The 13,240-nt window shown below is 71.1% G+C and carries 13 protein-coding genes; 7 read left to right on the forward strand and 6 right to left on the reverse strand.

Annotated elements, in window-relative coordinates:
• Positions 1–139: 139 nt before the first annotated feature.
• A complete protein-coding gene (locus tag ABIE45_RS17390) occupies positions 140–1,258 on the forward strand; it encodes an NADH:flavin oxidoreductase/NADH oxidase (RefSeq protein ID WP_192710019.1) in 1,119 nt (372 codons plus the stop codon).
• Between the two features lie 203 nt (positions 1,259–1,461).
• Here ABIE45_RS17390 and ABIE45_RS17395 read toward each other — a convergent pair whose 3' ends face one another.
• Positions 1,462–2,214, reverse strand: a complete 753-nt coding sequence (locus ABIE45_RS17395; RefSeq protein ID WP_192710020.1) for a phosphodiester glycosidase family protein — start codon at positions 2,212–2,214, stop codon at positions 1,462–1,464.
• 201 nt (positions 2,215–2,415) lie between these two features.
• Between ABIE45_RS17395 and ABIE45_RS17400 the strand changes: the two genes are divergently transcribed.
• The 3 genes from ABIE45_RS17400 to ABIE45_RS17410 all read left to right on the forward strand — a co-directional run bounded on the left by ABIE45_RS17400 (position 2,416) and on the right by ABIE45_RS17410 (position 5,207).
• On the forward strand, positions 2,416–2,901 hold the full coding sequence (locus ABIE45_RS17400; protein ID WP_192710102.1) for a hypothetical protein: 486 nt from the start codon (positions 2,416–2,418) through the stop codon (positions 2,899–2,901).
• 129 nt (positions 2,902–3,030) lie between these two features.
• The gene (locus ABIE45_RS17405) at positions 3,031–4,335 is read left to right on the forward strand and encodes an MFS transporter (protein ID WP_192710021.1); all 1,305 of its coding nucleotides are present in this window, start codon (positions 3,031–3,033) and stop codon (positions 4,333–4,335) included.
• A gap of 2 nt (positions 4,336–4,337) precedes the next feature.
• A complete protein-coding gene (locus ABIE45_RS17410) occupies positions 4,338–5,207 on the forward strand; it encodes an amidohydrolase family protein (RefSeq protein WP_192710022.1) in 870 nt (289 codons plus the stop codon).
• A gap of 101 nt (positions 5,208–5,308) precedes the next feature.
• Here ABIE45_RS17410 and ABIE45_RS17415 read toward each other — a convergent pair whose 3' ends face one another.
• From ABIE45_RS17415 to ABIE45_RS17430, 4 genes are all read right to left on the reverse strand, one after another.
• Complete coding sequence (locus tag ABIE45_RS17415) at positions 5,309–5,506, reverse strand: hypothetical protein (RefSeq protein WP_192710023.1); 198 nt, start codon at positions 5,504–5,506, stop codon at positions 5,309–5,311.
• Between the two features lie 69 nt (positions 5,507–5,575).
• Complete coding sequence (locus tag ABIE45_RS17420) at positions 5,576–6,895, reverse strand: MFS transporter (protein WP_192710024.1); 1,320 nt, start codon at positions 6,893–6,895, stop codon at positions 5,576–5,578.
• Positions 6,896–6,930: 35 nt separating this feature from the next.
• On the reverse strand, positions 6,931–7,566 hold the full coding sequence (locus ABIE45_RS17425) for an alpha/beta fold hydrolase (protein ID WP_192710025.1): 636 nt from the start codon (positions 7,564–7,566) through the stop codon (positions 6,931–6,933).
• Positions 7,567–7,579: 13 nt separating this feature from the next.
• A complete protein-coding gene (locus ABIE45_RS17430; RefSeq protein WP_012318079.1) occupies positions 7,580–8,140 on the reverse strand; it encodes a cupin domain-containing protein in 561 nt (186 codons plus the stop codon).
• Between the two features lie 167 nt (positions 8,141–8,307).
• On the opposite strand from ABIE45_RS17430, the gene ABIE45_RS17435 reads away from it, so the two are divergent.
• Positions 8,308–9,642, forward strand: coding sequence for an aspartate aminotransferase family protein (locus tag ABIE45_RS17435; protein WP_192710026.1), 1,335 nt, complete (start codon positions 8,308–8,310; stop codon positions 9,640–9,642).
• A 118-nt stretch (positions 9,643–9,760) separates the two neighbouring features.
• Entirely contained in the window at positions 9,761–10,822 is a 1,062-nt protein-coding gene (locus ABIE45_RS17440) for an SDR family oxidoreductase (RefSeq protein ID WP_192710027.1), read from the forward strand.
• A gap of 110 nt (positions 10,823–10,932) precedes the next feature.
• Here the strand turns inward: ABIE45_RS17440 and ABIE45_RS17445 are convergent, their stop codons facing one another.
• Positions 10,933–12,225 carry an ArgE/DapE family deacylase gene (locus tag ABIE45_RS17445; RefSeq protein ID WP_192710028.1) on the reverse strand — a complete coding sequence of 431 codons (1,293 nt, stop codon included), beginning with the start codon at positions 12,223–12,225 and terminating at the stop codon, positions 10,933–10,935.
• Positions 12,226–12,477: 252 nt separating this feature from the next.
• Here ABIE45_RS17445 and ABIE45_RS17450 point away from each other — a divergent pair, with 252 nt between their 5' ends.
• Positions 12,478–13,116: a L,D-transpeptidase gene (locus ABIE45_RS17450; protein WP_192710029.1), complete on the forward strand. Its 639-nt coding sequence runs from the start codon at positions 12,478–12,480 to the stop codon at positions 13,114–13,116.
• The last annotated feature ends 124 nt before the right edge of the window (positions 13,117–13,240 follow it).

The raw sequence follows: 13,240 nt of genomic DNA on the forward strand, positions 1-13,240 counted from the left end.
GCGATGCGGCGACAGGGCGAAAAACGGCCGTCCGTCTCCGCAGGTTCCCGCAATCCCAGGTCGCAGGGGTGCTCTGCCGCACCGCACTGGCCGTCGTGCCCATCCTGCGCCAGAGTGGATCGACCACCGGGAGTTGCTGATGACCGCTCGCCTGTTCGAACCGCTGACGCTTGATGCCCTTACCCTCGAGAACCGCATCCTGATCGCCCCGATGTGCCAGTACTCGGCCCGGGATGGCGAGGCCACCGATTGGCACATGATGCATCTGGGAGGGCTCGCCATGTCGGGCGCCGGCCTGCTCACCCTGGAGGCGACCGCGGTCTCGCCCGAGGCGCGGATCACCGCCTGGGATCTCGGCCTCTACAACGACGGCTGCGAGCGGGCGCTGGCCCGCGTGCTCGACGCCGTGCGCGAATACGCGCCGATCCCGGTCTGCATCCAGATCGCCCATGCCGGCCGCAAGGCGTCCAGCGAGGCTCCCTGGGCCGGCGGCCAGCAGATCCCGCCGGAGCACGCTTACGGCTGGCGCACGGAGGCGCCCTCGGCTTTGGCGCACGGGGAGGGCGAGGTCCCGCCCCACGCCCTCGACGCCGCCGACCTGAAGCGCGTCCGCGACCAGTTCGTGGCCACCGCCAAGCGTGCCGTGCGTCTCGGCATCGAGGCGGTGGAGCTGCACGGCGCCCACGGCTACCTGCTGCACCAGTTCCTGTCGCCGATCGCCAACAAGCGGACGGACGAATATGGCGGCAGCCTCGCGAACCGGATGCGCTTCCCGCTGGAGGTCTACGACGCGGTGCGCGCCGTCGTCCCGGCGGGCAGCCCGGTCTGGCTGCGCGTCTCGGCCACCGACTGGGTCGAGGACGGCTGGGATCTCGACGAGACCGTCGAACTGGCCCAGGCCCTGAAGCGGGCGGGCTCGCCCGCGCTCCACGTCTCCACGGGCGGCGTCTCGCCCAAGCAGGCGATCAAGCTCGGGCCGGGCTACCAGGTGCCCTACGCGGAGCGGATCAAGGCCGAGACCGGACTCACCACCATCGCGGTGGGGCTGATCACGGAGGCCAGCCAAGCGGAGGCGATCCTGCAGGAGGGCAAGGCGGACGCGATCTCGCTCGCCCGGGCCATGCTGTACGATCCGCGCTGGCCCTGGCACGCGGCCGCCGAGCTCGGCGCGCGCGTGCGGGCCCCCAAGCAGTACTGGCGCTCGCAGCCGCGGGAGTACAAGGACCTGTTCAAGGACACGGCCTTCGGGCAGCGCTGAACGCGGGCGCCGCGCACGACGTCCGGGCAGCGGCGGAAAGCCCGTCCTCGGCCGACGGCCCAGTCATTCCGGGGCGCCGCAGGCGAGCCCGGAATCCAGAACCCTTGTGAGTGCCGAAGCTTGCCGCCGTTCGAGCCGGCCCGATCGCGGACCGGGAGCGAGAGGCAGGCTTCCCCTGCCGCCCCCAAAGCTCTGAACCGTCCTCAGCGCGGCAGCGCCCCGACCAGCGGCCCGAGCGGCCGGCTGATGTCGGTGCGGCCGAGATTCGGCGCGTAGAGGCTCGACACGGAGCCGTCGAGGAACAGGGCGTTCCGGCAGCCGAGATCGTCCCGGAACAGCCGCGCGAAGGCGCCGAAGGTCACCGGGCGCTCGGAGATGGCGAAGATCGCGACGTGCCCGTCCTCCGGGACGCCCACGCCGTTGCGGATCTTCTGGCTCGGCCCGTCGGTGGAGATCTTCGGGTGAATCTGGCCGTCGATCACCAGCATCGGCCCGGACTGCGTGGCGTAGTCCGGGCGGATCTTCGCCCGGAGATAGCGGGCCGTGTCGAGCACGCCCGCGCGCTCGCCCTTCACCCAGAAGATGCCGTTGGGCTTGAGGTGGAAGTTGCCCGGGCCATCGGCCGTCGAGACCCGCTTCATCTCGCGCCCGTCCTCGACGTAGAGGCCCACCGGCGCCTGGTCCTTGTCGTACATGCCGGCATTCATCGCGAAGCTGAGATGCCCGCCCTGCGTCTCGGCCAATGTGCCGAGCGAGCCGTAGGGCCGCCCATCCTGTTCGCGCCAGAACAACTTCAATCGCTGCCGCCGCAGGTCGATCGTACAGACCGTGAAGGTCTCGCCCTGCGCCTCGACGGCGCGGCAAGGCGTTGGGCCGGCCGGCGCCCCGCCAGCCCGGGCGGGGGCGGCCAGCGCGAGGAGCGCGATCAACAGGGCGTGAGCCGGGCGCATCGTCATCACTCGTTCCGGATTGCTCGGAGGGTTGGAGCGGGGTGTTACCGGGGCCTCTCGCCTCGGAAAGCGGCGATTTTGGAGCCCGGAGCAAGGCCGGGGCTTGCCGCGGCCGGCAGCGGCGGCGCGCCGCAAGAGGCGACTGGACCGTTTTCGGCCTTAAAACGTTTCTTGCCTCAGAGGGCGGTTTTCCACGGAGATGACGTGATGAAGGGTGCAGTGCTCGGCTCGGCCCTGCTCGCAGCGGGTGCCCTGGCTCTGGCGCCGGCCAGCGCGGATGCGCGCGGATTCGGCGGGGGTGGTTTCCACGGCGGCGGCTTCCACGGCGGCGGCTTCGGCGGCTTCCGGGGTGGCGGCTTCGGTGGCGGCTTCCGCGGCGCCGGCTTCCGCGGGGGTGGTTTCTATGGTGGTCGTGGCTTCTATGGTGGACGCGGCTACGGTTATGGCCGGGGTTACGGCTACGGCCTCGGCGGATTGGGCCTCGGCGTCGGCCTGGGTCTCGCGGCCGGCGGCCTCTACGGCGGCTATGGCGGCTACGGCTATCCGGGCTACGGCTACGGATACGGTGGCTACGCTCCGGTCGGCTACGGCTACGCCGGCGATTACGGCTATGGCGGCGGCTGCTACACGGTCCCGCGCGTGCGCTGGACCCCCTACGGCTACCGCCGGGTCCTCGTCGAGCGCTGCTACTGAGCGTTGATCGGGAAGCGAAAAGACGGGGAGAGGCCGCCTGCGGGCGGCCTTTTCCTTGCGTGGACCTCTCCGACGTTGGACAGCTCAGCCTAGGACGCTGATACTGATATCGGACGGCGGGAGGCGGTGATGAGCACAGCAACCGGGCAGGGGAGCACCGGCGTGGACGCGGTCGAGATCCGCGACGCCAGCCTCACCGCCTTCTACCGATCGATGACGCCGCCGGAGCGGCACACGTTCTGGGCGTGCGCCGCCGGATGGTGCCTCGACGGCATGGACTTCATGATCTACCCGCTGGTGATCGGGACGATCATGGCCCTGTGGCACGTCGATTCCGGCACGGCCGGGCTCGCAGCCACGGTGACGCTGCTGGCCTCGGCAGTTGGCGGCTGGCTCGCGGGCTTCATCGCCGACCGGATCGGCCGGGTGCTGACCCTGCAGATCACGATCCTCTGGTTCTCCCTGTTCTCCCTGCTCTGCGCCTTCGTGCAGAACTTCGAGCAGCTTCTCGTCGCCCGGGCGATCCTGGGCCTCGGCTTCGGCGGCGAGTGGGCGGCCGGCGCCGTGCTGATCGGCGAGACGATCCGGGCCGAGTATCGCGGCCGCGCCGTCGGCTCCGTCCAGTCCGGCTGGGCAATCGGCTGGGGTCTCGCGGTCCTGTCGCAGGCGGTGCTGTTCTCGATCCTGCCGCCCGAGACCGCGTGGCGCTGGATGTTCGCGGTGGGCGCCCTGCCGGCGCTGCTGGTCTTCTACCTGCGCCGCTACGTGAAGGAGCCGGAGGTCGCCGCCGAATCCCGCGCCCGGGCCGCCGCCACGGGCGACCGGCCGCAGATCTGGGAGATCTTCTCCGGCCCGATCCTCAAGACGACGCTGCTCGCCTCGCTGGCAGCGGCGGGCTGCCAGGGCGGCTACTACGCGATCACCACCTGGGTGCCGCGCTTCCTGACCACCGAGCGCCACCTGTCGATCGTCTCCTCCACCGGCTACCTCGCGGCCCTGATCGTCGGCTCGTTCACCGGCTACCTCGTGGGCGCGTGGCTCGCCGACCGGCTCGGCCGGCGGCCGCTCTTCCTGATCTTCTCGCTGGGCGCCATCGCGGTGATCGTCGCCTACACACAGATCCCGCTCTCGAACGGGGTGCTGTGGGTGCTGGGCTTCCCGCTCGGCTTCTTCGCCTCCGGCTACTTCTCGGGCATGGGCGCGTTCCTGACCGAACTGTACCCGACCCGCCTGCGCGGCTCGGGGCAGGGGTTCTGCTACAATTTCGGGCGCGGCATCGGCGCGCTGTTCCCAGCGCTGGTCGGCTACCTCGCGGAGCGCGCTGGCCTGGCCTCCGCCATCGCGATCTTCGCGGCCGTCGCCTACGGGATCTTCTTCCTGGCGGCCTTCGCGCTGCCCGAGACGCGCGGCAAGGTCCTGCACGCGGATAGCTGATCATGCCCGAGATCCGAGACTGCCCCGCCCCGGACCCGCACCCGGAAGGCCCGACCCGCTACGCCGTGCCGGACGGCGCGGTCGACACCCACGCCCACGTCATCGGCCTGCCACCGGACTATCCCCTGGTGGCGGACCGCAGCTACACGCCCCCGGCGGCGCCGGCCGAGCGGTATCTCGCGATGCTCGACGGGACCGGCATGGCCAACGGCGTGCTGGTCCAGGTCAGCGTGCACGGCACCGACAACCGGCTGATGGTCGAGACGCTGCGCGCCAACCGGCAGCGCCTGCGCGGCATCGCGGTGATCCCGCTCGGCCTGCCCGACGCGGAGCTCGCGGCTCTGAAGGAGGCCGGCGTGGTCGGCCTGCGCCTCAACGTGCTGTTCGGCGGCGGGGTCGGGCTCGACGCGGTCGAGTCCTACGGGGCGCTCGCCCGCGAGATGGGCTGGCACCTCCAGTTCCTGCTCGATGCCCGGGAGCTGCCGCCGATCGCCGGCCGCCTGTCGCGGCTGCCGGTGCCGCTGGTGTTCGACCATATGGGCCACATGCCGACCTCGGCCGGCCTGGACCACCCGGGCTTCGAGGCGCTGCTCGGCCTCGTCGCCGACGGCAACTGGGTGAAGCTGTCGGGGGCCTTCCGGGATTCCGTGACCGGCCCGCCCTACGCGGACACGATCCCCTTTGCCCGGGCGCTCAACGACGCCGCGCCGGAACGCTGCCTCTGGGGCTCGGACTGGCCACACGTGGCCGCCTGGGACGGGCCGCCGCGGACGCGGGACCTCCTCGACCTGATGGCCGACTGGGTGCCGGACGCGGACAGGCGCCGGATGGTGTTCGTCGACAACCCGCGGCGGCTCTACGGCTTCGGATAGGGGCGGGCGTTCGACAGGCCTTGAAGAGCCCGCCGTCATCGCGAGCGCAGCGAAGCAACCCAGGGCCGCGGGGGGCCCGGAAAGCGGGGGCGGTGTTTCCGTCAGACCCGCAGGTCGACGCTCAGCCCCTGTCCGGGAGGCGCGGGCGGACCGGCACTCGCCGCCTGGGCCGCGCTGTCGGCCACGAGCCCGGCCACCGCCTTGTCGGCCGAGAGCTGCTGCCTGGCGACGGCGATGCCGATCTGCTGGTTCTGGGACGAACCCAGCATCTGCACGGCGGCTGCGGCGATCGAATCCATGGCGCTGATCTTAGACCGCCGGTCTGAATCCGGCGTTACCCGGATCCGGCGTCTTTGATCGGCTTGCACTCACCCGTCCAGGAAGCCCCGCTGCCGCGCGCGGTAGCCGCCGATCGCCGTGACGCACAGGAACGACACGCCGGCCAGCGCCGTGCCGAACACCGCGATCGGCCACCAATGGCCCTGGAAGCGCTCGGCCAGCACGGTGCCGATGATCGGGGTCAGCCCGCCGGCGAGCGCGCCGCAGAACTGGTAGGCGATGGAGATCGCCGTGTAGCGGACCCGCGTCGGGAAGGCGCCGGCGAGATAGCCGGCGATCACCGCGTAGAAGGTCCCAGTGCCGATCACGTTGAGGGCGAGGCCCAGCACGATCAGCGTGACCGACTTGGTCTCGACCAGCCAGAACAGCGGGTAGGGGGCCAGCATCGCCCAGACCAGCGTCCCCTGCAGGAACAACCGCTCGTTGCGGATCAGCTCCGCGATCCGGGCGCCCACCGGCGTCATCACCAGCTGCACCACGGCGCCGATCAGCAGGGCGTCGAGGATCGTTGCGCGTGCAATGCCGAGATACTGCGTAGTGAACGCGATCATGAAGGTGTTGAACAGGTAGACCGAGGCAATCGCGAAGGTGTTGGCGCCCGCCGCCAGCAGCACCGGCTTCAGGCTGGTCGTCAGGACCTCGCGCACGGGCGCCTGCGGCGGTCCGCCGGCGGCCCGGGCCTTCTCGAAGGCCGGCGATTCCGCAACGCCGAGGCGGATCGCCAGCCCCACGAACAGCAGCAGGATGCTCACCAGGAACGGCACCCGCCAGCCCCAGGTCAGGAAGCTCTCCTTGTCGAGCAGGCCGGCGAGGCGGAAGGCCAGCAGCGACAGGATCTGCCCGGCCGGGCTGCCGAGCTGCGCAAAGGAGGCGAAGAAGGTGTTGCGCCCGGCCGGCGCGTGCTCGGCGGCCATCAGCACGGCGCCGCCCCACTCGCCGCCGACCGCGAGTCCCTGGATCAACCGCAGGACGACCAGCATCACCGGCGCCCACAGGCCGACGGAGGCGTAGGTCGGCAGAAGCCCGATGCACGAGGTCGCGATGCCCATCATCACGAGCGTCGCCACCAGGGCGCGCTTGCGCCCGAACCGGTCGCCGAGATGCCCGAAGATCAGGCCGCCCAGCGGCCGGGCCAGGAAGCCGACCGCGAAGGTGCCGAAGGCCGAGAGCGTGGCGATGTAGGGCGATTCCGCCGTGAAGAAGAGCGGCCCGAACACCAGGGCCGCCGCGGTGCCGTAGATGAAGAAATCGTACCACTCGATCGTGGTGCCCACGAAGGCCGCGAGCGCCGCGCGCGCCGACTGGTTCTGTCCGGGTCCGGCGGCCGGGGCTGCGGTGGTGACGGCCATCAATCCTCGCGCGCATCGGTATTTTGAATTCACGGTTACGCGGCGAAGACCCCCGTCGCAAGGAACCGCGCCGTCTGCGCGATGACGACCGGATGGTTCATCATCAGGGCGTGGCTGACGGGCAGCACCAGATGCCCCTGCAGGCCCGGGATCCTGGTCCGGGCGACGCTCACCCGCCCGTCGTTCGGCCGGGGCAGCATCAGCCAGCCGACCGGATCGATGCTGCGCGTGCCGGCGATGACGCCGACCGGGTAATCGGGATCGGGCCAGGGCGGCACCGTCGTGGTCCCGAGCGACAGCGCGGCCGGCCCGAGCAGGCGGTGGTAGAGCCCGACATGCCGCAGCCGGTCCGCGATCTCGCTGCCGCGGTTGGGCGGTCCGAGCATGACGAGGCGGCCGAGCCTGTCCGGTCGCGCATCCGCGATCAGACTCCGCGCGAGGAGACCGCCCATCGAGTGCCCGACGAAGTGCAGCGCGCCCGCCGTCGCGCCGGCAATCGCGGCGACCTGCGGACGGAGCGTCGCCGTCAGGGTGGGGAGGTCGTGACGGGTCGAGGGATAGTCGAGCGCGAACACTCGGTAGCCCTCCGCCGTCAAGGCCGCTTGCATCCGCGCGAACGAGGCGGCTTTTCGCCCGAGACCGTGCAGAAGGACGACGCTGTCGGTTGGCATGGGCTCGGGACGATCAGAAGCTCGGCGGCGTGCAGGCGCTCACCACCTCGCACGGGTTGGGACCGACGCAGCGGAACCGGTGCGGGCGGCGGCTGTCGAAGCTGTAGGCGTCGCCGGGGCCGAGGATCCGGCGCTCGGCATCCACCGTCACCTCCAGGCGGCCGGAGAGCACGATGCCGCCCTCCTCGCCCTCGTGGGAGAGCGGCACCCGGCCGGTATCGGCGCCGGGCTCGTAGCGCTCCTTGAGGATCTGGAGCTTGCGCCCGAACAGGCTGTCGCCGACCTGGCGGTACGAGATCGCCCCCTTGGCGGCCCGGCGGCCGATCTCGGTCAGCTCCTCGGCGGCGAAGAACGCCTTGCGCTCCGGCTCCGGCTCCAGAGCGAAGAACTCGGCCATGCCGATCGGCACTCCATCGAGGATCCGCTTCAGGGCCCCCACCGAGGGATTCACCCGGTTGGCCTCGATCAGCGAGATCGCGGAATTGGTCACCCCGGCTCGCTTGGCGAGCGTCCGCTGCGACAGGCCGTGGCGGGCGCGCACGAAGCGCAGCCGCGCGCCGACATCGATGCTCATCCGGCTCAGGCCCGTTTCAGGTGTTGCGGATTCCGCAACGGTGCCACCCGCGGCCCCGATCCTGCAAGGGGTTGGCGGCGGCCAGAAAAGGACTTGTTGCCCGATCGGCGAAGGTGTCCCCTGGTCCCGCCGCCCGATCCGCGCCGCCCGCTCCGGAGAACCGCCCCATGACCGACCATCCGCTCCGCAACACGCCCGCGATGGACGCCTTCTGGATGCCGTTCACCGCCAACCGCCAGTTCAAGGCGGCGCCGCGCCTGCTCGTGTCGGCCGAGGGCATGCACTACACCGCCGATGACGGCCGCAAGGTCCTCGACGGCTCCGCGGGGCTCTGGTGCGTCAATGCTGGGCACGGACGCCGGGGCATCGCGGCGGCCGTGGAGCGCCAGCTCGCTACCCTCGACTTCGCCCCGACCTTCCAGATGGGCCACCCCATCGCGTTCGAATTCGCCGAGCGGCTGGCCGAGATCGCCCCGGGCGGTCCGGACAAGCGGCTCGACCGCGTGTTCTTCACCAATTCCGGCTCGGAATCGGTCGACACCGCCCTCAAGATCGCGCTGGCCTACCAGCGGGCGATCGGGCAGGGGACCCGCACCCGGCTGATCGGCCGCGAGCGCGGCTATCACGGCGTCGGCTTCGGCGGCCTGTCGGTCGGCGGCATCGTGTCGAACCGGCGGGTCTTCCCGCAGCTCAACGGCACCGACCACCTGCGCCACACCCATGATCCGGCCCGCAACGCCTTCGTGAAGGGCCAGCCCGAGCACGGCGCGGAGTTCGCCGAGGATCTGGAGCGGCTGGTGGCGCTCCACGGGGCCGAGACCATCGCGGCCTGCATCGTCGAGCCGGTGGCGGGCTCGACCGGCGTGCTGATCCCGCCGAAGGGCTACCTGGAACGCCTGCGCGAGATCTGCACCAAGCACGGCATCCTGCTGATCTTCGACGAGGTGATTTCCGGCTTCGGCCGCCTCGGTGCGCCGTTCGCGACCGACTTCTTCGGCGTGGTCCCGGACCTCGTGACCAGCGCCAAGGGACTGACCAACGGCACGGTGCCGATGGGCGCGGTCTTCGCGAGTCGCGCGGTCCACGACGCGCTGATGCAGGGCCCGGACGGGATCGAGCTGTTCCACGGCTACACCTATTCCGGGCACCCGATCGCCTGCGCGGCTGGCCTCGCGACGCTGGACATCTACCGGGAGGAAGGGCTGCTCACCCGCGTCGCCGACATCGCCGACGACTGGGCGGCGGCGATGCACGACCTGCGCGGGCGCAAGAACGTCATCGACATCCGCACCATCGGCCTCGTCGCCGGCATCGAGCTGGCGCCGCGTCCGGACGCGGTGGGCAAGCGCGCCTACGAGGTGTTCGTGGACTGCTTCGAGCGCGGCCTGCTCACCCGAGTCACTGGCGACATCATCGCCCTCTCGCCGCCACTGATCATCGAGCGCGGCCAGATCGGCGAGATCGTGGACATCCTGGGCGCCGCGATCGACCGGGTCGCCTGAGCCCTGCGCAGGCAAGCCCGGCGCCGGGCGCCCTTGCGGTGAGCGCCGCCCCGCCGCATCTCCCCGGGCCCGGCCTCAGGCCGGGTCGCGGGGGCGAGGGTTTGCAGCGAGGGTTTCCATGTCGAACACCGCCCTGATCGTCGGCGCCAGCGGGATCGTCGGCAGCGCCACCGCGGCGCTGCTCCACCAAGAGGGCTGGCGGGTCGCGGGCCTCGCGCGCCATCCTCTGGCCCAGGCGGGCGTCGAGCCGGTGACGGGCGATCTCCAGGATCCGGCCTCGCTGGAGAAGGCCCTGGCCGATCTCGCGCCGACCCACGTGTTCCTTGCGACCTGGCAGCGGCGCCCCACCGAGGCGGAGATGATCCGCGTCAACCGGGCGATGGTCGAGAACCTGCTGGACGCGCTCCGCCCGAAGACGAGCGTCCGCCACGTCGCCCTGGTGACCGGGCTGAAGCACTATCTCGGCCCATTTGAGGCCTACGGCAAAGGCAAGCTCCCGCAGACGCCGTTCCGCGAGGACCAGGGCCGCCTCGACATCGAGAATTTTTACTACGCCCAGGAGGATGCGGTGTTCGCGGCCGCCGCGCGCGACGGCTTCAGCTGGAGCGTCCACCGCCCGCACACGATCATCGGCAAGGCTGTGGGCAACGCCATGAACATGGGCACGACGCTCGCCTGCTACGCCACCCTGTGCCGGGAACTGGGGCGGCCCTTCATCTTCCCGGGTTCGGCCGCGCAGTGGAACGGGCTCACCGACATGACCGACGCGCGGCTTCTCGCCCGCCAGCTGCTCTGGGCCTCGACGGAGCCGAAGGCCGCCAACGAGGCGTTCAACGTCGTGAACGGCGACGTCTTCCGCTGGAGCTGGATGTGGGGCCGGATCGCCGCCTGGTTCGGAATCGAGGCGGTGCCGTTCGACGGCACGCACCGGCCCCTGGAACCGCGGATGGCGCAGGACGGCCCGGCCTGGGCGGAGATCGCGCAGCGCTACGGCCTCGCCGAGCCGAACCTCGAGAAGCTCGCCTCGGCCTGGCACACGGATGCCGATCTCGGTCGGCCGATCGAGGTCGTCACCGACATGAGCAAGAGCCGCCGCCTCGGCTTCACCGCCTACCAGCCGACGGACGACGCGTTCTTCGACCTGTTCGGCCAGCTCCGCGCAGACCGGCTGATCCCCTGACGGGGATCACCGCCGTCATCGCGAGCGCAGTGAAGCGACCCAGGGCGGCGCGACATCGGTCGGCGTAGCGCGCCCCTGGATTGCTTCGCTCCGCTCGCAAGGACGGCGGCTCACCCGGCCTTGCGCTCCGTCCCGCACCACTCGGCCACGAACAGCGCCATGGTGGTCGTGATCCGCTTCACCGAGGCGAGGCTCACGCGCTCATCGAAGCCGTGGATGTTCTGGGAGGTCGGGCCGTAGCAGAGGGCCGGGACCTTATCGTAGAGGGCATGCACCCGGGTATCGAGGTAGCCCGCGGTCATGAAGCTCTGGAGCGGCGCGCCGATTGCCCGCTCATGGGCGCGGCCGAGCACGGCCTCGGCCTCCGAGCCTTCCTCCAGCACGTAGCCCTCGGCGAAGAAGCCGTTGAAGACCACGCGCGGCGGGCTGTTGGCCAGGAACGGGTCGGTGCGGGAGAAGGACGCCACCGCGGCCTCGATCTCGGCGGCGGCCTGCGCGGCGGTGACGCCCGGGTAGAGCGCCACCCGGCAGTGGATCCGGCACCAGGCCGGGACCGAGGAGGCCCAGTCGCCGCCCTCGATCTTGCCGATGTTGAGGTTGATCGGGTGGTCCTCGGTCTCGAAGTGCGGGTGCGCGGCCTTCTCGGCGTTCCAGCGGTCCTCGACGGCGCGCAGCGCGCCGATCACCCGGTAGGTGGCGTCGATGGCGTTGGCGCCGGCGCCCATCTCGCGCACGTGGACCGGGACGCCCCGCACCTCGACGGTGAACCAGAGCACGCCGGTATTGGCGCGCACGAGCTTCTCGTCCTCGGGCTCGGGGATCAGCACGGCGTCGGCCCGGTAGCCGCGCAGATGGGTCATCAGGGCGCCGTTGCCGGTGGATTCCTCCTCGACAACCGACTGCACCGTCACGGCGGCGGCCGGCTGGAGGCCGAGGCGAGCGAGCGCGTCGAGGGCGAACAGGTTGGCGGCATGCCCCGCCTTCATGTCGCCGGCGCCGCGGCCGTACATCCAGTCGCCCTGGATCACCGGATCGAAGGGCCGATGGGTCCAGAGATCGAGGGGGCCGGGCGGCACCACGTCGACATGGGCCTGCAGGATCAACGAGCGCCCGGTCTCGGTGCTCGGCCGATGGTGGCAGACGACGATCGGCGCGTCCGAATGGTGCGCGTCGTCGATCTTCGAGCCGCCCGGATGGTCCGCGATGGCGTCCCGGTCCATGGCGAAGCGCTCGGTAGCGTAGCCGCGGGCGCGGAACTGATCGAACACGTAATCCTGGCAGGCATGCTCCTCACCGCGCAGGGACGCGAACCGGACCAGCGCCTGCGTGTGAGCGACCTGATCGGCAAAACCCTCCGCCACGGAGGCTTCGATCTCGGCGGCGAGGGTGGGGTCGAGGGCCATGGGAACTCCGAACCGTCTGCGGCCGGGAGGAAGCGCCCGGGCTCGGGCAGCTGTCAACCGGCGGTTGTCGGGAGCACGGCGCGTGCCGCGGACCCTGCGCTCGCGGCACCCCTCCGATGCGGCGGATGACAACCCGCCGCGCACCCGCTCAGCAAAGCGTGACTACGCACCGCCTGCAACCGCCGGAACCGCGCTGTTGCCAACGGCTTAGCCTGTCGGCAAACCCGCGAGGTTTCGCAGTCGGAGTCGCTCATGCGTATCGGTCTGATCTCGATCCTGTCCGGCGTTCTCCTGTGGGCCGCGGCGCCCGGCGCCGCCAACGCGGACGTGCTCGTCAACGTCGACAAGACCACGCAGCGCATGGAGGTCTCGGTCGACGGGCAGCCGCGCTATTCGTGGCCGGTCTCCACCGGCGTCGCGAGCTACGACACCCCGGCCGGATCCTACCGCCCGTTCCGGATGGAGCGCACGCATTTCTCGAAGGAATGGGACGACGCGCCCATGCCCTTCGCGATGTTCTTCACAACCCAAGGTCACGCCATCCACGGCACCAACCACGTGCGCAGTCTCGGCCGGGCGGCGTCGCACGGCTGCGTGCGCCTGTCGGCGCGCAACGCCGCGACGCTGTTCAACCTCGTGAAGAGCCAGGGTATGGGCCGGACCCGCGTGGTGATCGACGGCGCGGATGCCCCGGTCGCGGAGCGCGGGCAGCGCGGGGTCCGCGTCGCCCGGCACCGCAGCCCCTACGAGACGGACGATCTGCTGGCGGACAGCGACCAGATGGGCCGCCGGTCGCTGCCGGCCTATTATCGCCCGGCCGCGCGGCCCGCCTACGCGCCGGCGACGGTCTACGGCTACCCGGCCGACACCGACGCGATGGACAGCTGGTAGCCCGTCCCGGAACCGCGTCGTCCGCCCGCGAACGTCATGGCCGGACGACGCGACCCATTGCCGAGGGCGGGATGGCGGCCTAGCTCCTGCGCGGCCATCAGAGCCTGCGCGGCCCCTGCCGCGA

Source organism: Methylobacterium sp. OAE515 (genome assembly GCF_041806315.1).
Taxonomy (GTDB): domain Bacteria; phylum Pseudomonadota; class Alphaproteobacteria; order Rhizobiales; family Beijerinckiaceae; genus Methylobacterium; species Methylobacterium tardum.